At 74.3% G+C, this 18,508-nt stretch carries 15 protein-coding genes and 2 pseudogenes; 4 read left to right on the top strand and 13 right to left on the bottom strand.

Going from position 1 to position 18,508, the window contains the following annotated elements:
* The first annotated feature begins 2 nt into the window (after positions 1-2).
* Entirely contained in the window at positions 3-953 is a 951-nt protein-coding gene (locus QQK22_RS06465; protein ID WP_348525518.1) for a dihydrodipicolinate synthase family protein, read from the top strand.
* 105 nt (positions 954-1,058) lie between these two features.
* Here the strand turns inward: QQK22_RS06465 and QQK22_RS06470 are convergent, their stop codons facing one another.
* Positions 1,059-1,760: an EcsC family protein gene (locus QQK22_RS06470; RefSeq protein WP_284250199.1), complete on the bottom strand. Its 702-nt coding sequence runs from the start codon at positions 1,758-1,760 to the stop codon at positions 1,059-1,061.
* A gap of 192 nt (positions 1,761-1,952) precedes the next feature.
* Between QQK22_RS06470 and phoA the strand changes: the two genes are divergently transcribed.
* Positions 1,953-3,851, top strand: coding sequence for an alkaline phosphatase (phoA, locus tag QQK22_RS06475; protein ID WP_284250200.1), 1,899 nt, complete (start codon positions 1,953-1,955; stop codon positions 3,849-3,851).
* Positions 3,852-3,945: 94 nt separating this feature from the next.
* The gene (locus tag QQK22_RS06480) at positions 3,946-4,962 is read left to right on the top strand and encodes an epimerase (protein ID WP_284250201.1); all 1,017 of its coding nucleotides are present in this window, start codon (positions 3,946-3,948) and stop codon (positions 4,960-4,962) included.
* A gap of 30 nt (positions 4,963-4,992) precedes the next feature.
* On the opposite strand, the gene QQK22_RS06485 is transcribed toward QQK22_RS06480, so the two are convergent.
* Positions 4,993-5,442: a hypothetical protein gene (locus tag QQK22_RS06485; protein ID WP_284250202.1), complete on the bottom strand. Its 450-nt coding sequence runs from the start codon at positions 5,440-5,442 to the stop codon at positions 4,993-4,995.
* Positions 5,439-6,047 carry a hypothetical protein gene (locus QQK22_RS06490; protein WP_284250203.1) on the bottom strand — a complete coding sequence of 203 codons (609 nt, stop codon included), beginning with the start codon at positions 6,045-6,047 and terminating at the stop codon, positions 5,439-5,441. The genes QQK22_RS06485 and QQK22_RS06490 overlap by 4 nt, the downstream gene beginning before the upstream one ends.
* Before the next feature lie 94 nt (positions 6,048-6,141).
* On the opposite strand from QQK22_RS06490, the pseudogene QQK22_RS06495 reads away from it, so the two are divergent.
* A pseudogene (locus QQK22_RS06495) lies at positions 6,142-7,575 on the top strand (ATP-dependent DNA ligase); the annotation flags it as partial.
* Positions 7,576-7,785: 210 nt separating this feature from the next.
* On the opposite strand, the gene aroB reads toward QQK22_RS06495, so the two are convergent.
* The 10 genes and pseudogenes from aroB to rpsD form a co-directional block, all read right to left on the bottom strand.
* A complete protein-coding gene (gene aroB, locus QQK22_RS06500) occupies positions 7,786-8,886 on the bottom strand; it encodes a 3-dehydroquinate synthase (RefSeq protein ID WP_284250204.1) in 1,101 nt (366 codons plus the stop codon).
* Entirely contained in the window at positions 8,883-9,425 is a 543-nt protein-coding gene (locus QQK22_RS06505; protein WP_284250205.1) for a shikimate kinase, read from the bottom strand. Before QQK22_RS06505 ends, aroB begins: the two co-directional genes overlap by 4 nt.
* Before the next feature lie 38 nt (positions 9,426-9,463).
* Positions 9,464-10,660 carry a chorismate synthase gene (gene aroC / locus QQK22_RS06510; protein ID WP_284252588.1) on the bottom strand — a complete coding sequence of 399 codons (1,197 nt, stop codon included), beginning with the start codon at positions 10,658-10,660 and terminating at the stop codon, positions 9,464-9,466.
* Positions 10,661-11,507: 847 nt separating this feature from the next.
* The gene (locus QQK22_RS06515) at positions 11,508-12,353 is read right to left on the bottom strand and encodes a shikimate dehydrogenase (protein ID WP_284252590.1); all 846 of its coding nucleotides are present in this window, start codon (positions 12,351-12,353) and stop codon (positions 11,508-11,510) included.
* Entirely contained in the window at positions 12,247-13,575 is a 1,329-nt protein-coding gene (locus tag QQK22_RS06520; RefSeq protein WP_284250206.1) for an endolytic transglycosylase MltG, read from the bottom strand. The genes QQK22_RS06515 and QQK22_RS06520 overlap by 107 nt, the downstream gene beginning before the upstream one ends.
* Complete coding sequence (ruvX, locus tag QQK22_RS06525) at positions 13,572-14,093, bottom strand: Holliday junction resolvase RuvX (RefSeq protein ID WP_284252592.1); 522 nt, start codon at positions 14,091-14,093, stop codon at positions 13,572-13,574. Before ruvX ends, QQK22_RS06520 begins: the two co-directional genes overlap by 4 nt.
* Positions 14,082-16,760 (bottom strand): annotated as a pseudogene (gene alaS, locus QQK22_RS06530) (alanine--tRNA ligase); the annotation flags it as partial. The gene ruvX and the pseudogene alaS, both read right to left, overlap by 12 nt.
* A gap of 97 nt (positions 16,761-16,857) precedes the next feature.
* Positions 16,858-17,181: a hypothetical protein gene (locus QQK22_RS06535; protein WP_284250207.1), complete on the bottom strand. Its 324-nt coding sequence runs from the start codon at positions 17,179-17,181 to the stop codon at positions 16,858-16,860.
* 64 nt (positions 17,182-17,245) lie between these two features.
* Positions 17,246-17,542 (bottom strand): DUF948 domain-containing protein, encoded by a 297-nt coding sequence (locus QQK22_RS06540; RefSeq protein ID WP_348525519.1) that lies wholly within the window; start codon positions 17,540-17,542, stop codon positions 17,246-17,248.
* A gap of 166 nt (positions 17,543-17,708) precedes the next feature.
* Positions 17,709-18,332 carry a 30S ribosomal protein S4 gene (rpsD, locus tag QQK22_RS06545; protein WP_284250208.1) on the bottom strand — a complete coding sequence of 208 codons (624 nt, stop codon included), beginning with the start codon at positions 18,330-18,332 and terminating at the stop codon, positions 17,709-17,711.
* Positions 18,333-18,508 lie beyond the last annotated feature (176 nt).

Here is an 18,508-nt window from a genome sequence, read left to right on the forward strand (position 1 = left end):
CCATGCTTCGATCGTCCGGTGGCTGCATCTCGCGGCCCCTGACTCCCGGGAGACCCGTCGATGTTCACCGGCCTCAGCGCCTTCCCCTGACCCCGCTGCGCGACGACGCCCTCGACGAGCGCGCCTTCATCGGTCTCATCGATCGTCTGCGCGTCGCCGGTGTCGACTCGATCACCGCGCTAGGGTCGACCGGCTCCTACATGTACCTCGATCGGGCCGAGCGACGGCGAGTCACGCAGCTCGCCGTCGAGCACGCAGGGCCCGTACCGGTGATGGTCGGCATCGGCGCGCTGCGGACGTCCGTCGCCCTGCGGTACGCCGACGACGCCCAGGCGGCCGGCGCCCGCGCACTCCTGCTGGCGCCTGTGACCTACCAGGCGCTCACCGATGCGGAGGTCTACGCGCTGTTCGAGACCATCGCCTCCGCGGTCTCGGTGCCTGTGGTGGTCTACGACAATCCGGGCACCACCCACGTGACCTTCAGCGACGACCTCTACGCCAGCATCGGTGGCCTCACCAACATCACGTCGATCAAGATTCCTCCGCTCCCCTCCCACGGTGAGGAAGCCGCCGACCGGGTGAGGACGATCCGCGGTGTCATCCCCGGATCCGTGACGATCGGCATCTCCGGTGACGCCTCAGCCGCGACCGGACTGCTCGCGGGCTGCGACGCCTGGTACTCCGTCATCGGCGGGACCTTCCCCGCCGCAGCCCTCTCGCTGGCGCGCGCGGCACTCAGCGGCGACGCTGATGACGCCCGCGCGCAGTCCACCCGACTGCAACCCCTCTGGGACGCGTTCGCGCGGTACGGCAGCTACCGCGTCATCACTGCGGCCGCCGAACACCTCGGCCTGGTCGGCCCCGACAGCCTCCCCCACCCCGTCTCCGGTCTACCCGCCCCCGCACGTGCCCACGTCGCGCAGGTCGTCGACCGCCTGTTGACGCACGCGTGAAACTGGCGCGTGGCGTCCCCGACGCTGTCGGGTACTCGCTCGATCACCCGGGCGTGCGAACGTTCCCGAGACGGTGGGTCGGGCCGTCGGGCCGTCGGGCCGTCCTCAGGCGGGCAGCTGCTTGCGGGCGTGCGCGGCGATGCGGCGCATCATGACGGCGTCGAGCGCGCCGCCCAGGAGGCCGCCGATCAGGGGCACCCCGCGGCCGAGCCGCGTGAGGAATCGCTCCCCCACGCCGCGCAGCAGGCGGAACCCGATGGCCTTGTTCACGACCATGAGGGACGACGCCGGCAGCCGCTTCAGCGCGAACGACGCCACGCGGCCGGTACCCGTCGCCATCCCGGCCTTCTCCAGGACGTCGTTCGCGTCAGAGCCGACCAGCGTCAGCATCACCGCCGTGCGGACGTGGGGGTCGTCGACGTCGTGGCCGCGCAGCGACGCGATCGCCGCGACCATGCGGGTGGCCTGCACGTAGAACTCCAGCAGGTTGACCGGGAGCGCGACCGCCATCGTGGTGAATCCGCCGACGCCGGTCACGACGCCACCGACCGCGCCGCCGCGCGTGTGGGTGCGCACCACCCGGCGCACTGCCCGCTCGACGTCGCCGCCCTCCGCCCGCAGGGCGCGCTCGGCCGTGGCGCGCGCCCCGCGCACGGGTCCCGCGCCGTCGATCCCGACCGCCATGATCGTGCGGATCACACGGTCGATCGCGCCCGAGCCCTCACGGCCCTCGCGAGCCTCCTCCAGCGCCGTGCGCGTCTGCGCGACCTGGGACCTGCTGGGGCGGAACCTGCGGCGTCGTGCCATCTGACTCGTCCTCCTCGTGTGCCGACGATCCACGGTAGGGCGGGGCCCGTCTCGCGTCGAGGATCGTGACGTCGCCCCCGCGCACCCGGCTGCTCACCCCCGCGTCACCCGGTGGCCACCCCGCCGCCACCCGCGACTGGTTCGCTGGCGGTGCCGTCGCACGGCGGCCACCACCGAGCGCAGGGAGCACCGATGTCCTCCACCAGTAGGCGGCGCGCCGCCGCTATCGCCCTCCTCGCCGGAGCGGCGCTCGCCGTCCCGGCCGCGGCGTGGGCGGACCCCACCGACCACGGCGGCGCCGCGCGGCTCGACGGCGACCAGACCCAGGCGGTGCGAGACGCGCTGGTCGAAGGACCGGCCACGAACGTCATCCTGCTCATCGGCGACGGGATGGGCGACTCGGAGATCACGGTGGCCCGCAACTACGCCGAGGGCGCCGCCGGCACGCTCGCGGGGATCGACGCGCTGCCGCTGACCGGCCAGTACACGACCTGGGCCCTGACGGCCGACGGCCTGCCGAACTACGCCTCGGAGTCCGCCTCGACGGCGAGTGCGTGGTCGACCGGTACCAAGACCGTCAACGGCCGCCTCTCGGTCGACGTCGAGGGTGCCCCGCAGCCGACGCTGCTCGAGCTCGCCCGCGCGAACGGCCTGCGCACCGGCAACGTGACGACGTCCGAGATCCAGGACGCCACCTCCGGAGCCCAGGTCTCTCACGTCGGTGCACGCTCCTGCTACGGCCCCGAGGACATGGCCGCGTGCGCGGGCCAGTCGCTCGAGGAGGGCGGCCTCGGCTCGATCAGCGAGCAGCTGCTGAACGTCCGCCCGGACGTGACGCTCGGGGGCGGCGCGGAGACCTTCGACCAGGTCGCGACGGGCGGCCCCTGGGCCGGCGCCACCCTGCGCGACCAGGCGCGCGAGCGCGGCTACCAGGTCGTGGGCGACGTCGCCGGACTCGACGCCGTGACCGCGGCCGACGCGACGCGGCCGGTCCTCGGCCTGTTCACCCCCGGCAACTTCCCGGTGCGCTACACCGGCCCCGAGGCCACGATCGGCGGCGGCGACCTCGACCCGGTCACGTGCACCGAGAACCCCGAGCGCCTGGACAGCGACCTCTCGCTGGGCTCCCTCACGTCGAAGGCCATCGAGCTCCTCGACAGCTCCGACGGCTTCTTCCTCCAGGTCGAGGGCGCCAGCATCGACAAGCGCGACCACGCGGCCGACGCGTGCGGTCAGATCGGTGAGACGGTCGACCTCGACGAGGCCGTGCAGGTCGCGCTCGACTTCGCGCGCCAGGACGGCGAGACCCTCGTCGTCGTGACCGCCGACCACGCCCACACGAGCCAGATCGTCGGATCCACCCCTCCCGGCCCGTCGGTGCACCTGCTGACGCAGGAGGGCGTGGGGATGATCGTCTCCTACGGCACCTCCGAGCTCGGTGAGTCGATGCAGCACACCGGTGCGCAGGTGCGCATCGCCGGCTACGGCCCCGGCGCCGCGAACGTCCTCGGGCTCACCGACCAGACGGACCTCTTCTTCACCTCCGCGCGCACCCTCGAGCTGGACGCGGACGTGGCCGCGCTCAGCGCGGACGCGACGCTGACGCTCTCGTCCCCGACCGTGGCGCCCGGGGCGAGCGTGACGGCGCAGGTCACTGGGCTGGCGGCCGACTGGCAGGCCACCACCACGCTGGCCGACGCGGCGGTCGCCGAGGTGCCGGTCGACGTACTCGACGGCGGCGCGAGCGTCCCGTTCACGGCCCCGGCGGAGCCGGGCACCTACCGCGTCGCCGTCACGGGTGCGCAGACCGGCACGGTGCTGGCAGCCGATCTCGTCGTCAGCCCGACCGCGACCGACGCCCCGACGACCCCGGTTCCGACCGAGGTGCCCACCGGCGGCCCTGTCCCGTCGGACGCACCGACCGACGTGCCCACCGACGGCGCCGGCGCGGGCACGGGCGGACGTCCCGGCCCTCCGCTCAGCCTCACCGGGGCCGACGTCGCCGGGTACTCGCTGATCGCGGCGGCGCTGCTGGTCGGCGGCACGGGCCTGGCCGTGTGGCGCCGACGGCAGCTGCGCGCCTCGGTCTGACTCGGTGGCGGCGCCGCCGCCACGCCACCCGCGGCCCGGGTCGGGGGACCTTCGTCCCCCGGCCCGGGCCGCGCTCGCGCCTAGGGTCGTTGGTATGACGACCGACACGACCGCCGACGAGACCCCGGACGCGACGTCCGCCGCCCGGCCGCGCGCCGTCGTCGCCGGGGCCTCCGGCTTCATCGGGACGGCGCTCGTGGCCGCGCTGCGAGAGGACGGCTACGACGTCGTCACCGTGGGGCGCGGGTCCGGGGCGAGCGTGCGCTGGGACGATGCGGGCGCCGTCGAGCACGCCGTGGACGGTGCCGCGCTGCTGCTCAACCTGGCCGGGCGCTCGGTGGGGTGCCGCTACACCGACGCCAACCGACGGGCCATCTGGTCCTCGCGGATCGACACGACCCGTCAGCTGCACCGCGCCGTCGCGCGCGCGTCACGTCCCCCGGCGCTCTGGCTCAACGCCAGCACCGGGACGATCTACCGCGACGCGATGGACCAACCCCAGTCCGAGCACGACGGCGAGCTCGGCTCCGGGTTCTCGGTGGACGTCGCGCGGGGCTGGGAGCGCGCGTTCCTGGAGGGCGACCTGCCCGGCACGCGCCGGGTGGCGCTGCGGATGGCGATCGTGCTCGGGCACGGCGGGGCGCTCGGGCTGCTGCTGCCGGCCGCGCGACTCGGGCTCGCCGGGCCCCAGCTCGACGGCCGGTGGTTCCGCCACGACCGCTACCGCGGCATCGGGCCGCAGGCCACCGAGCCCTCCCCCGCCCCGCCCCGCCGCCGCCCCCGCGGCGGGCAGCGGTTCAGCTGGATCCACCTCGACGACGTCGTCGGCGCGGTCCGGCACGTTCGTGACGACCCCGGCATTGCGGGCCCCGTCAATCTCGCGACCCCGGAGGCGAGCACCAACCGCGAGATGATGGCCGCGCTGCGGCGGCGGGTGCGCGCCCCGTTCGGGCTGGCCGCCCCGCGCTGGCTGCTCGAGATCGGGATGCTGGTGCTGCGGCAGGAGTCCGAGCTGGTCCTCAAGAGCCGCTGGGTGCAGCCCGAGGTGCTGCTCGCCAGCGGCTACCGCTTCCGCCACACCGACCTCGACGACGCGCTCGCCGCCTCCTGACGGCCGTCGGGCGTCCCGACCACCGCTGCGTCAGACGACCCCGAGCAGCCAGCGCCCCACCGCGCCGACCGCGACCGCCCAGATCAGCGACGTCAGCGTGCCGATGATGAAGCGCTCCGAGACCGCCGCGCCCAGCGCGGAGGCCCGGGGGTTCTGCTGACCCGGCCCACCCGTCTCGCCCGGCGCGCTCGCGCCCGCGGCCGACACGGGGTCGCGCAGCTCGGGGTAGCGCCCGAGGCCCTTGATCGCGACCACGACGGCGATGCCCTCGGGCTGACCGGCCAGGACGCACCCCGCCGTCGCGATCCGCTCGAGCAGCCCGATCACCAGACCGCCGCGCAGGACGGCCTGGACGCTCGCGAGCGACACCGCGCGCGCCGCCGAGGCACCACGACTCGCGGCGCCGAGGACGAACGGGACCAGCAGGGTGCCGCCGAGCGCCGCGAGGGCGAGCGTGGCGACGACGATCACGGGGGTCATGACTCGATCCTGCCAGCGGCCACCGACAGGAGGTGGACCGCCACCTCGCGCACCCCCGCCTCCTCCTGGCCCAGCGCGTCGCGCCGGAGCTGGGAGACGTTCTGCGGTGTGACGCCGAGCTCGCGCGCGACGCGGACGCCGGTCGCGTCCGGGCGACCGAGCAGGTCCAGCGCCCGCCACTGCGCCGGGGTGCGCCGCCGCACGACCGACGCCAGCAGCTGCAGCACCGCCTCCACCCGTGCGGCCGCGGGGGCGTCGTCGCCGTGCACGGCGAGCGCGTTCGCGAGGGTGCGACCCTTGGCGCGCTCGACCGCCTCTCGCGCGTGCACGAACGCGCTGCCGGTGCTCGCGGGCGCCGTCTCCCCGGGGTGCACCTCCCCGACACCGACACCGGTGCTCCAGCCACCGCGCCGCACCACGTCCAGCACCAGCGTCACGACGGCGTCGGGCGAACCCAGGACGCCCTGCACCTCGTCGCCCACCGTTCGCACGAACGGCAGCACGACGTCGTCGTGGCCGAGCGTGGCGTCGAGGTCGGTGAGCAGATCCGGCACGAGGTCCGCACCGCGTCTGCTGGCGCGCTGGTCGATGGTCAGGACGAACATGGATCAACCGTACTGGGCTGATCACCAACCATCAAGCCCTTGTCACTGATCTCTGCTCGATGGAGATGTCAGGGGTCGGCGGCACGATGGGAGCATGCTGCTGGAGATCCTCGTCCGGACCTCGTCCGCCGTCGCCGCGACGCGGTCGCGCCTGGCCAAGCGTGCGCTCCTGGCGAAGCTGCTGGGCGAGGCCGACGCGGCGGAGCTCCCGCTGGTGGCGACCTACCTCTCCGGCGGACTGCGGCAGCGGCGCACCGGGGTAGGCGCGGCGGGTCTGCACCAGCTCCCGCCGCCCGCGTCGGAGGCCACCCTCGAGATCGCCGACGTCGACGCCCGGTTCGAGCGCATCGGTGCCGAGCTGGGCGAGGGGTCGGCCGCGCGCCGGACCCAGGCGGTCACGGACCTGTTCGCGCGGGCCACCGCGGACGAGCAGCGGTTCCTCGCCGCACTCGTCCACGGGGAGCTTCGCCAGGGCGCCTCGGCCGCACTGGTCCAGGACGCGGCCGCGACCGCGTTCGACGTGCCGCTCGCCGCGGTGCAGCGGGCCGCCATGCTCCTGGGGTCGACGCCGGGCGCCACCGCGCTCGCGGCCACGGGTGGATCGGCGGCGCTCGAGGCCGTCGGGCTGCACCTGGGTGTCCCCGTCGAGCCGATGCTCGCCGCGTCGGCGCCGGACCCCGAGGCGGCGGCCGCGAAGGCGGGGCTGCCGGCCGTCGTCGACGTCAAGATCGACGGCATCCGGGTGCAGATCCACCGCTGGCGCGCCGAGGACGGCGAGGACGTCGTGCGCATCTGGACCCGCAGCCTGGACGAGATCACCGACCGACTGCCCGATATCGTCGAGGAGGTCCGTGCGCTGCCCGAGCGGGCGCTGGTGCTCGACGGCGAGGTGGTGGGGCTGCGCGAGGACGGCAGCCCGTTGCCGTTCCAGATCATCGCCTCGCGCACCGCGAGCAGCACGGACCCGGCGACGGCGCGGGTGCGCACGCCGCTGACGCTCGTCGTCTTCGACGTGCTGCACGCCGGCGGCCGCGACCTCCTGGACGAACCGCTCCGCCAGCGCATGGCGGTGCTCGAGCGGCTGCTCCCGGCCGGCCTCGGTGTCGCTCGGCACCGCGTGGAGACACCGGAGCAGGTGACCGCCGTCTTCGAGGACGCCGTCGCCGGGGGTTGGGAGGGCGTCGTGGTGAAGAAGCCGGACGCGCCGTACGCCGCCGGGCGGCGCGACGCGGGCTGGATCAAGGTCAAGCCTCGCCACACGTTCGACCTCGCGGTCATCGGTGCGGAGTGGGGGTCGGGGCGGCGGCAGGGGTGGCTGTCGAACCTGCACCTGGCGGCGCGCGACCCCGCGAGCGGTGAGCTCGTCATGCTGGGCAAGACGTTCAAGGGGCTCACCGACGCGCTGCTGACGTGGCAGACGCAGGAGCTGCTCTCGCGCGAGGTGCGCCGCACCCGGGCCGCGGTGTTCGTGGAACCACCGCTCGTCGTCGAGATCGCGTTCGACGGCGTTCAGGTGTCCCCGCGCTACCCCGGAGGGGTGGCCCTGCGCTTCGCGCGAGTGCTGCGCTACCGCGAGGACAAGCCCCCGATCAGGTCGACTCCCTGGCCGACATCCTCGCCCTCGCCCCCACGCTCCCCACCTGATCGCGAGCCACTTCTGGGGTACTCGCGAGGTACTTGTGGGGCACCCGCGAGGCACTTCCGGGGCACCCGCGAGAGACTTCCGGGGCCGCCGGAGTCAGCCGAGCGAGATCGCGCTCCCGCGCCGCTTCTCCCCCACCTCGGCGTACGCGGCGAGCAGCAGCGACGGGTCCGGCCCCTCGAGCCGCACCGGCCGCCCGACGCCCTCGAGCACCACGAAGCGCAGCAGGTCGCCCCGCGTCTTCTTGTCGCGTCGCATCGCGTCCAGCAGCCCGGGCCACACGTCGTCGCGGTAGGTGGTCGGCAGCCCGAGCATCGTCAGGATGCTGCGGTGGCGGTCCACGACGTCGTCGGACAACCGCCCCGCGAGCCGGGCGAGCTCGGCCGCGTAGACCATCCCGACCGACACCGCCGCCCCGTGCCGCCACGAGTAGCGCTCCACGTGCTCGATCGCGTGCCCGAGCGTGTGGCCGTAGTTGAGGATCTCGCGCAGGTCGGCCTCGCGCAGGTCGGCCGAGACCACCTCGGCCTTGACCCGCACCGCCCGCTCGACGAGCTCGCGCAGCACGTCCGAGGCGGGATCGGAGGCGGCCTCCGGGTTTGCCTCGATCAGGTCGAGGATCGCCGGGTCCGCGATGAACCCGCACTTGACCACCTCGGCCAGACCGGCGACCAGGTCGTGGCGCGGCAGCGTCTCCAGGGTGGCGAGGTCCGCCAGGACGCCGACGGGCGAGTGGAACGCCCCGACGAGGTTCTTGCCCTCGGCGGTGTTGATCCCCGTCTTGCCCCCGACGGCGGCGTCCACCATCGCCAGCAGCGTGGTCGGCACCTGCACAACCTTGACGCCGCGCAGCCACGTCGCCGCGACGAACCCCGCCAGGTCGGTGGTCGCCCCACCGCCGAGGCCGACGATCGCGTCGGACCGCGTGAATCCGGCCTGCCCGAGGATCCCCCAGCAGAACGCGGCGACCTGACCGGTCTTGGCCTCCTCGGCGTCGGGCACCTCGCCCACGTACGCCTCGTAGCCGGAGGCGAGGAGGTCCTCGCGCACCGCGTCCGCCGTCGCCGCCAGGGCGCGCGGCGCGAGCACGAGCACGCGCTGCACCCCTTCGCCCAGCAGCGGTGCGAGCTCACCGAGCAGTCCGCTCCCGACGACGACGTCGTAGGTCCGCTCGGCGGTCACGGTGATGCGGGTCATGCGATCTCCTCCAGCGCGGCCTCGACGGCGTCAGCCACCTCGGCGATCGTGCGGTCGTCGGTGTCGACGCTCGCGCGGCTCGCGGCGTCGTAGTGGGTCTGTCGTTCCTGCACGAGCCGGCTCCACAGCGCGCGCGGGTTCCCGAGGAACACCGGCCGCGCGGTGGCGAAGCCGAGCCGCGGTGCGGCGTGCGCGAGGCTCGCGGTCAGCTGGATCACGACGGCGGGGCGCAGCCGCTCCCGCACGCGCGCGTCGGTCACGCTCGCCCCGAGCACGACGACGGCGCCGTTCTCCTGCGCCGCCTCCTCGAGCGCGGCGAGCGCGCACACCCGCTCACGCTCCGCGAACACGTCCTCGCCGACGCCCACGAAGGCGGCCGCGACGTCGTCGAACCCCAGCTCGCGCGCGGCGCGGCGCTCCGTGTCGATGGCGAGAGCGCCCCGCCGCGCCGCGATCTCGGCGCCGACGGTCGACGTCCCCGCCCCGGGCGGGCCGACGAGCACGAGCACGGGCACCCGTGCGGGCTCCGGCGACGTCACGGCAGGCTCACAGCGGCCGTGCCGGGTTCACCGCTGGCTCACCGCTGGGTGGTGGGCACGGCGTCGAGGTAGGCCTGCAGGTTGCGCCGCGACTCGGCCGCGCTGTCCCCGCCGACCTTCTCGAGCAGCGCCTGCGCGAGCACGAGCGCGACCATCGCCTCGGCCACGACGGCGGCGGGCGGCACCGCGCAGACGTCGCTGCGCTGGTGGATGGCCTTGGCGGCGTCGCCGGTGGTCGTGTCGATCGTGTCGAGCGCGCGCGGCACGGTGGAGATCGGCTTCATGGCGGCCCGGACGCGCAGCACCTCGCCGTTGGTCATGCCGCCCTCGACGCCGCCGGCGCGGTTCGTGCGGCGCTGGACGGTGCTTCCGTCGCCACGCTCGCCGCGCTCGATCTCGTCGTGCGCCTGCGACCCGCGGCGGCGGGCGGTGCGGAAGCCGTCACCGACCTCGACGCCCTTCATCGCCTGGATGCCCATGAGCACGCCCGCGAGGCGCGCGTCGAGCCGGCGGTCGGACTGCACGTAGGAGCCCAGGCCCGGCGGGAGGCCGTAGGCCAGCACCTCGACGACGCCGCCGAGCGTGTCGCCGTCCTTGTGGCACTGGTCGATCTCGGCGACCATCGCGGCCGAGGACGCGGCGTCCCAGCAGCGCACGGGGTCGGCGTCGAGGTGGTCGACGTCGTCGGGCGTGGGGAGCTCGGTGCCCTCGGGCACCTCGGCCTCGCCGATCGCCACGACGTGCGACACGAGCCGCACGCCCGCGACCTGCTCGAGGAACTTCGCGGCGACGACGCCGAGCGCCACGCGCGCCGCGGTCTCCCGCGCGCTGGCGCGCTCGAGCACGGGGCGCGCCTCGTCGAAGGCGTACTTGGTCATGCCCACGAGATCGGCGTGGCCGGGGCGCGGCCGCGTCAGCGCGGCGCCGCGGGCTCCGGTGAGGACGGCGGGGTCGACCGGATCGGCCGCCATGACCTGCTCCCACTTGGGCCACTCGGTGTTGCCGATCTCGACGGCGATCGGTCCGCCCTGGGTGAGGCCGTGGCGCACGCCGCCGAGGACGCTGACCTCGTCCTGCTCGAACTTCATGCGGGCGCCGCGGCCGTAGCCGAGCCGCCGGCGCGCCAGCGCGGCGGCGATCTCGCTCGTCGTGACCTCGACCCCGGCGGGCATGCCCTCGAGCATCGCCACGAGCGCGGGACCGTGGGACTCCCCGGCCGTCAACCATCTGAGCATGGCGGCGATTCTCCCACGTCGTGGCGGGGCGGCCGGCGAGCGTTCAGGGGTGGGAAGGCCGTGGGTGAGGACGGCGACGGCGGCGCCCGCCAGCAGCCACGGACCGAAGGCCAGGTGCGTCCCGGCGCTCGCCCGCCGCGTCAGCAGCAGCACGAGCGCGGCGACTCCCCCGAGCACGACGGCGGCGACGAACCCGGTCAGGACGGCGCCCGGCTCGACCAGCGCCAGCAGGAGCGCGAGCAGACCGGCGAGCTTGACGTCGCCGTAGCCCAGGGCTCGCGGGGCGGCGAGCGTGGCGAGCGTCAGCAGCAGCCACACGCCCGCGGAGACGCCGAGCGCCACGATCACACGGCCCCACCCGGCCCACGGCGCGGCTGCCAGTGCGGCGAGCGCACCCAGCGCCCACCCGCGCAGCACGAGCACGTCGGGCAGGCGGTGCCCGGCGGCGTCGACCAGGCAGGCGCCGGTCGCGGCCAGCAGCAGCACGAGCGCCGCCGGCCAGAGGAGTGGATCGTCGCTCGCCACGAGGTGTCGCTGGGCGACCACGGCGGCGAGGCCGCCCGCCACCGCGACGGCCGGTCGTCGCAGGAACCACGCGGGGTGGCGCACTCGAGGGGCGACTTCGCCGTCGGGTCGGTCGGTGGATGCTCGCAGGTCCGACGGCACGAGCCCGGCGAGCCACGGCGCCGTCAGCGCCCCGAGAACCGTCCCGGCCGCGACGGCGACCCACGGCGCGATCGCCGTCAGTGTCGCCCACAGCGGGTTCGGATCGTCCATCGCGGCTCATGATCCCCCAGACCCGAACCGGGGCGCGCGCCTCGCCGTCGCCCTGGGGACGACGCGGCACTCAGTCCTCGAGCGCCCCGGCGAGCGCGGCACGCATCGCGTCGACGGGCGCCGCACTCCCCGTCATGAGGCGCACCTGCTCGGCCGCCTGGTGCAGCAGCATGAGCCAGCCGGGCGCCACCGCTCCCCCGGCACCCGACCAGGCCGCGGCCAGCGCGGTCGGCCAGGGGTCGTAGATCGCGTCGAGCAGGGTCTGCCCGGGGCGGAGGGGGCGGCCGTCGAGCAGCGCCGTCAGGTCGGCGGCGATCGGATCGGCGGCGCCGGCGACGGCGGTCTGCACCACGAGGTCGGCGTCCGCGATCAGGGGCGCGGCGGCGTCGAAGCGGCGCAGCGTCACGTCCATGCCCATGCGGTGCGCGGCCTGCAGCAGACCCGCGGCGCGCGCCTGCGACCGCACGCACACCACGGGATCGGTGACGCCGAGCTCGGCCAGCGCCGCGAGCGCGGCCGCCGCCGTCCCACCCGCACCGAGAACGACGGCGGAGCGCGCCGGAGCGGCGGAGGGCGCCGCGCCCGAGCGGGCCTCCCGCAGCGCCTGCGCCGCGCCGTGGACGTCGGTGTTCGCCGCGACCAGCACCCGCCGGCCGGAGGAGCCGGTCACGAGCACGGTGTTGGCGGCGCCGACGACCTGCGCGAGCGGATCGGCGGTGTCGGCCAGCGCCAGCACGTCGTGCTTGTGCGGCATCGTGACGGACAGACCGAGCCAGTCGCCGTCGAGACGGTCGAGCATCGCGCCCGCCTCACCCGCCGCGACCTCGATCGCGTCGTAGGTGTGGGGCAGCCCGAGCGCCGCGTAGGCGGCGCGGTGCAGGACCGGTGAGAGGCTGTGGCCGACCGGCTGACCGATGACGGCTGCGCGACGTGCGCTCAGCACTGGCTCCCGTTCGCGGCGTACTCCTGGTACCACGCCTGGAACTCCGCCCGGATCTGGGCGAACTCCTCCCCGAATCCGTGAACTTCGTCTCCTCGGAGCAGAGGTTCACCGTGACGAAGTACAACCACGGCCCCTCCTCGGGATCGACGGCTGCCGCCATGGCGACGTTGTCGACCGCGCCGATGGGCGACGGCGGTAGACCGGGGTTCAGGCGGGTGTTGTACGGATCGGGGTTCGTGTTGTGCTCGTCGCCGGGCAGCTGCACGCCGGGATTCTGCCGATCCCACGAGTAGCGCAGCGTCGAGTCCATCCCCAGCGTCGGGAAGTCGCCGACGTTCTCGGGCAGCAGACGGTTCTCGATGACGCGGGTGACCTGGCCGTAGCTCTCCGCCGGCACCTCACGGGCGGCGATGGACGCCTCGGTGAGGACGCGGAGGCGGTCCTCGGGGGCGACGGCGAGCGCGTCGAGCTCCGCGATGCTGCGGTCGTACATCTGCTTGAGCAGGTCGGCCGGTCCTCCGCCCGGCGGCACCACGTAGGTGCTCGGGTAGAGGAAACCCTCCATCGGATCGAGCGCCTCGGGGTTCGTGTTTGGAGGACCCTCGAGACCGAGAGCCGCGTAGTCCTGCGCCGCGGCCTCCACCTCGGACAGCTCGACCCCGAGCGACTCGGCGATCCGCTGGTACACCTGGTCCGAGCGCCACCCCTCGGGGATGGTGATTCGGGTGTCCGCCCGCCGGTTTGGGTCCAGCAGCGCGTTGACCGCGTCCGAGGCCCGCATCTCCATCGGCAGGTCGTACGCCCCCGGCTGGATGGAGTTCGCGTTCGCGTTCGCGGTGTGCGCCGACGTGAACGCGTCGACCGTGGCCACCACGCCGGCCTGCTGCAGGATCTGACCGATCGCCGCGCCCGAGGACCCCTCGGGGATGTCGACCACGACCGACCCCTGGCCGGGGCCGGGGTAGTCGGTCTGCGACGGGCTCGGGTCGGCCACCGACTCGAACAGCGGCGGGATCACCCGCACCGCGAGGATGGTGAGCCCACCGAGGATCACGACCATCACGAGGAAGCTCGCGAGCGAGCGGCGGCGCCGGTTGCCGCCGCCGGGCCGGGGCGCGGGGGCGCGCCGAGCACGGCGGCCCTCCTGCGACTCCCCGGGCGCGGGTGCCTTCTCGTCACCGAACAGATCAGTCACGTGTCGTGTCCTCCACGGCTAGTCCCCCGGGGCTGTACGAGCTGGCCGGGTTCACGGCCAGTGCTGCGCTCGATGTCGAGCGCGTGCTGCAGCACGATCACTGCAGCCACCTGGTCTACCACGGCACGCTGGGAGCGCCCTGGCAGTCCTGACGCGGTCATGGCCTGGTGGGCCGTGGCCGAGGTGAAGCGTTCGTCGACCATGCGCACGGGCACGGGCGACACCAGGCGGGCGAGGATGCCAGCATACGACCGCGCCAGAGAAGCGGCCTGACGGTTGCGGCCGTCCAGGGACCGCGGGAGCCCCACGACGACCTCGAACGCCTCGAGCTCGGCGACGATCGCGGCGATGTGCGCCGTCCCGTCGTCGTCGCGGGTGCGGCGGACGGTCTCGACCGGCGTCGCCAGGATCCCGTCCGGGTCGCAGCGCGCGACGCCGACGCGGACGCTCCCGACGTCGACCGCCACGCGGACCCCGCGCCGCACGCTAGGCCCGCCCCCGTCGACCGCGCGGCGCACGACGTCGTCGACCCCCGCGAGCGCCCCCGCGAGCGCGGCGACGTCGGTCCCGCCACCCTGCGCGACGTCGTCGCGACCGCCGCCCTTGCCGCCCAGCTGACCGGCCAGCGCGCGCACGAGCTCCCCCGCGCGGACACCGCGGTCACGCGCGTCCGGCGTCGTGGCGACCACGACGGCGGCGCGTCCCTTCGCCTGCCCGCCCACGACGACCACCGCGGGGCCGGCGCCGAGCCGGTCGCGCAGGTCGAGGGCCAGCGTGCGGACGTCGTCCGCGCCCGCGACCTCGCCGAGGTCGTGGGTCAGCACCCGCACGCCGTCGACGTCGCGCGCCCCCGCCACGAGGGAGCCCGCGGCGGCGAGCAGCTGCGCCTGACGGAGCTGCGCGACCTCCTTCTCGGCGTCCTTGAGGCGGGCGAGCAGCCCCGAGATGCGGTCGGGCAGCTCGTCGCTGCGCACGCCGACCATCGAGGACAGCTGCGAGACGAGGACCTGCTCCTTCGCGTGGAAGCGCGTCGCGGCGTCACCGACGAGGGCGTCGACGCGGCGAACACCGGAACCGATGGACGCCTCGCCGAGCAGCGTGATCGGGCCGAGGTGGCCCGTGGAGAGCACGTGGGTGCCGGCGCACAGCTCGCGCGACCAGTCGCCGCCGATCGAGACGACGCGGACCCGGTCGCCGTACTTCTCGCCGAACAGGGCCATCGCGCCGAGGGCGCGCGCGTCGTCGATCCCCATGACCTGGTCGTTCACGTCGAGGTCCTCGGCGGCGCGCGTGTTGACGCGCTCGGAGATCTCCGCGAGCGAGCCCGCCGGCGGCTGCGCCCCGGCGCGGAAGTCGAAGCGCAGGCGGTGCGGGGCGTTCTCGCTCCCGGCCTGGGTCGCGCCGTCGCCCAGCGTCTCGCGCAGCGCCTTGTGCACGAGGTGCGTGGCGGTGTGCGCCCGGGCGATCGCGCGCCGGCGCTGGGTGTCGATGGTGGCGACGCCGCCGCCGTCGAGCGCGATCTCGCCCTCCACGAGGCGGCCGCGGTGGACGCTGAGGCCCTTGATCGGGGCCTGGACGTCGTCCACCTCGACGACGCCGCCGCCGTCGAGCACGATCTGCCCCTGGTCGGCGAGCTGACCGCCGGCCTCGGCGTAGAACGGCGTGCGGTCGAGGATGACCTCGACGTCGGCGGGTGCGACCGCGTGCGGCACGCTCTGGCCGCCCGCGAGGAGCCCGACGACGCGCACCTGCGCCGTGGTGTCGGTGTAACCCAGGAACTGCACGGGCTGGGCGAGGTCGCCCGCGAGCGAGGTGTATACCGAGGTGTCGACGTGACCGGTCTTCTTCGCGAGCGCGTCGGCGCGGGCGCGCTGCTTCTGCTCGGCCATCAGCGAGCGGAACGCCTCGGTGTCGATGCGCACGCCCTGCTCGGCCGCCATCTCGACCGTGAGGTCGATCGGGAACCCGTAGGTGTCGTGCAGCTTGAACGCGTCCTCGCCACCCAGCACGGTGCCGCCCGCCCCGCGCACGCGCGTCACCGCGGCGTCGAGGATCGACGTCCCGGCCTCGAGCGTGCGCCGGAACGCGTCCTCCTCGCCGTAGACGATCGCCGCGATGCGCTCGAAGTCCGCCTCGAGCTCGGGGTAGGACTCCTTCATCGCGTCCTTCGACACGGGGAGCAGGTGCGGCAGCGACGGCTCGGTCACGCCGAGGAGGCGCATCGCGCGGACGGCGCGGCGCAGCAGGCGGCGCAGCACGTAGCCGCGGCCCTCGTTGGCGGGCCGGACGCCGTCGGCCACGAGCATGAGGGCGGAGCGGACGTGGTCGGCGACGACGCGCATCCGCACGTCGTCCTCACCGTCGTTCCCGCCGGCGCCGTACGTGCGGCCCGAGAGCTCCTCGGCCTTCGCGATGACGGGGTGGACCTCGTCGATCTCGTACATGTTCGCCTTCCCCTGCTTGAGGAAGGCGATGCGCTCGAGCCCCGCGCCGGTGTCGATCGCCTTGGCGTCGAGCTCCTTGAGCAGCGGGTAGTTCTTGCCGGTGCCCTCACCGCGCAGGAACTGGTCGAAGACGAGGTTCCAGATCTCGAGGTAGCGGTCGCCGCCGGGGTCGACCGTGCCGCCGACGGCGTCCGGACCGAACTCGGGGCCGCGGTCGTAGTGGAACTCGGCGCAGGGGCCGGCGGGGCCGGGCTGACCCGTGTCCCAGAAGTTCTCCTCGCGCGGCAGCCGTACGATCTGGTCGGGGTTGACGCCGACGCGCACCAGAGCGGCGGCCGCGACGTCGTCCTCCTCCCAGATGGTGACCCACATCCGGGACCCGTCGAAGGCGAGCTTTCCCTCGTCCTCTCGGCCGGTGAGGAACTCCCAGGCGAGCTCGACGGCGCCGTCCTTGAAGTAGTCGCCGAAGGAGAAGTTCCCCATCATCTGGAAGAACGTGCCGTGGCGCGTGGTGCGACCGACGTTGTCGATGTCGTTGGTGCGGATGCACTTCTGCACGCTGACGGCGCGCGGGTACGGAGCCGGCTCCGTCCCGACGATGTAGGGGATGAAGGGGACCATCCCGGCGATCGTGAAGAGGATCGAGGGGTCGGGCGAGATCAGCGAGGCGCTGGGGACCACGGTGTGGTCGTTCGCCTCGAAGTAGCTGAGGTAGCGGCGACGGATGTCGGCGGTGCGCATCGGGATCCTCGGTGACGGGCGCCTCGGGCCGTGGGGCCCGGGCTGCGGCGGGTCGGGGGTGCGGCGGGTGCTGCGGTGCCGGTGGGGCGGGTCGAGCTCAGAACTCGTCGTCGACGTCCCACGGGTCGGTGTCGGCCGCGGCGCGGCGGGCGCGGCGGCCGGCGCGCAGGGAGCGGGCGTCGGCGACGTCGTCGGGCGCGGCCAGCAGGTCGTCCGAGAGGCGCTGCTCCTGCTCGCGCATCGCCGTCGCGATCTCCGTGCCGACGGCGCGCAGCTCGTCGACGCCGCGATTCAGCGCGTCCACGAGCCCGGCGGGCGTGGCGGTGCGGGCGACGGCGTCGGCGGCCGAGCGGGCACGACCGAGGGCCACGAGCACGCCGACGGCGAGCGCCGCTCCCCCGACGGCCCAGACGACCTTCACGAGCTCTTCCCGCGGCGGCGGGCGACGACGGCACGCACCGCGTAGCTGAAGGAGGCCGCCTTGATCAGGGTCGGGCGACCGTCGCGGACACGAGCGTCGTCAGCGCCGAGACGTTGGTGCCGATCTCGGCGGCCGAGGTGGTCACGGTGTCGACCTTCGCCAGCTGGGCGTTGGCGCCGCGGACGGTCTGGGCGGCCTCGTCGATCACGGGCAGCGTGGCCTGCGTGAAGCGGGAGACCGACGTGCGGGTCTCCTCGAGGACCGAGCCGAGCTTGAGCAGGGGCACGGCGATCGCGATCACCAGCGCGACGAACGCGACGGCGGCCACGAGGCCGGCGATGTCACCGAGAGATACCGACACGTTCCACCTCAGGGGCTCGGGGATCGGGGTGCAGTCATGGTGCGGGCCGCGCCGTACCTGGTGCGAGGCGGCCAGGGCGAGACTACCCGCTGCAGACACGTGTGCCCCGGCCGCGACCGGGGCACACGTGACTGCTCTGGTGCCGCTGCGACGCAGCGGCGGTGGATCAGCGGGCGTAGAGCTCGACGATCAGCTGGACGTCGGCGGTCACGGGGACCTCGGCGCGCTTGGGCGCACGGGTCAGCGTGGCGCGCAGCTTCTCGAGGGAGACCTCGAGGTAGCCCGGCAGCTGGGGCAGCACGTCGCGGTGCGCGCCGGCGGCGGCGACCTGGAACGGCGTCATCGTCTGCGACTTGGGCTTGACCTGGATGGTCTGGCCCGGCTTCACGCGGAACGAGGGACGGTCGACGAGCTTGCCGTCCACGAGGATGTGACGGTGCACGACGGCCTGGCGGGCCTGCGCGATGGTGCGGGCGAAGCCCGAGCGCAGCACGAGCGCGTCGAGGCGCTGCTCGAGGAGCTCCACGAACGTGTCACCGGTCAGACCCGGGTGCTTGCGCGCCTCGTCGAACGTGTTGCGGAACTGGGCCTCACGGATGCCGTACTGCGCACGCAGACGCTGCTTCTCCTTGAGGCGGACGGCGTAGTCGCTCTCCTGGCGCTTGCGGGCACGACCGTGCTCGCCGGGCGGGTAGGGGCGCTTCTCGAAGGCGCGGGCGGCCTTCGGGGTCAGCGGGATGCCGAGGGCGCGCGAGAGGCGCACCTGGTTGCGGGCGCGGTTGGATGCCACGTTCACTACTTCCTGTCTCGTTGTCACACCGCCGAGCACGGACGCCGCGGCGGAGTGGGACCGACCGATACCGCGATCCGTCCGGCTCGGTTGGACGAGCGGGCGGTGCGGCGAGGTGGCTAGGGCCCCAGGGAGCCGTGCCGGTGACCCGGCAGGCAACCGCTCAACCATACCCG

This window comes from Litorihabitans aurantiacus (genome assembly GCF_030161595.1).
In the GTDB taxonomy this organism is placed as follows: domain Bacteria; phylum Actinomycetota; class Actinomycetes; order Actinomycetales; family Beutenbergiaceae; genus Litorihabitans; species Litorihabitans aurantiacus.

What these genes read in the sequence shown, in the direction of transcription:
- QQK22_RS06465 (WP_348525518.1), top strand. Translation starts at nt 3, where the DNA reads ATGCTTCGATCGTCCGGTGGCTGCATCTCGCGGCCCCTGACTCCCGGG.
- QQK22_RS06470 (WP_284250199.1), bottom strand. Translation starts at nt 1,760, where the DNA reads ATGGCACGACGCCGCAGGTTCCGCCCCAGCAGGTCCCAGGTCGCGCAG.
- phoA (WP_284250200.1), top strand. Translation starts at nt 1,953, where the DNA reads ATGTCCTCCACCAGTAGGCGGCGCGCCGCCGCTATCGCCCTCCTCGCC.
- QQK22_RS06480 (WP_284250201.1), top strand. Translation starts at nt 3,946, where the DNA reads ATGACGACCGACACGACCGCCGACGAGACCCCGGACGCGACGTCCGCC.
- QQK22_RS06485 (WP_284250202.1), bottom strand. Translation starts at nt 5,442, where the DNA reads ATGACCCCCGTGATCGTCGTCGCCACGCTCGCCCTCGCGGCGCTCGGC.
- QQK22_RS06490 (WP_284250203.1), bottom strand. Translation starts at nt 6,047, where the DNA reads ATGTTCGTCCTGACCATCGACCAGCGCGCCAGCAGACGCGGTGCGGAC.
- aroB (WP_284250204.1), bottom strand. Translation starts at nt 8,886, where the DNA reads ATGACCCGCATCACCGTGACCGCCGAGCGGACCTACGACGTCGTCGTC.
- aroC (WP_284252588.1), bottom strand. Translation starts at nt 10,660, where the DNA reads ATGCTCAGATGGTTGACGGCCGGGGAGTCCCACGGTCCCGCGCTCGTG.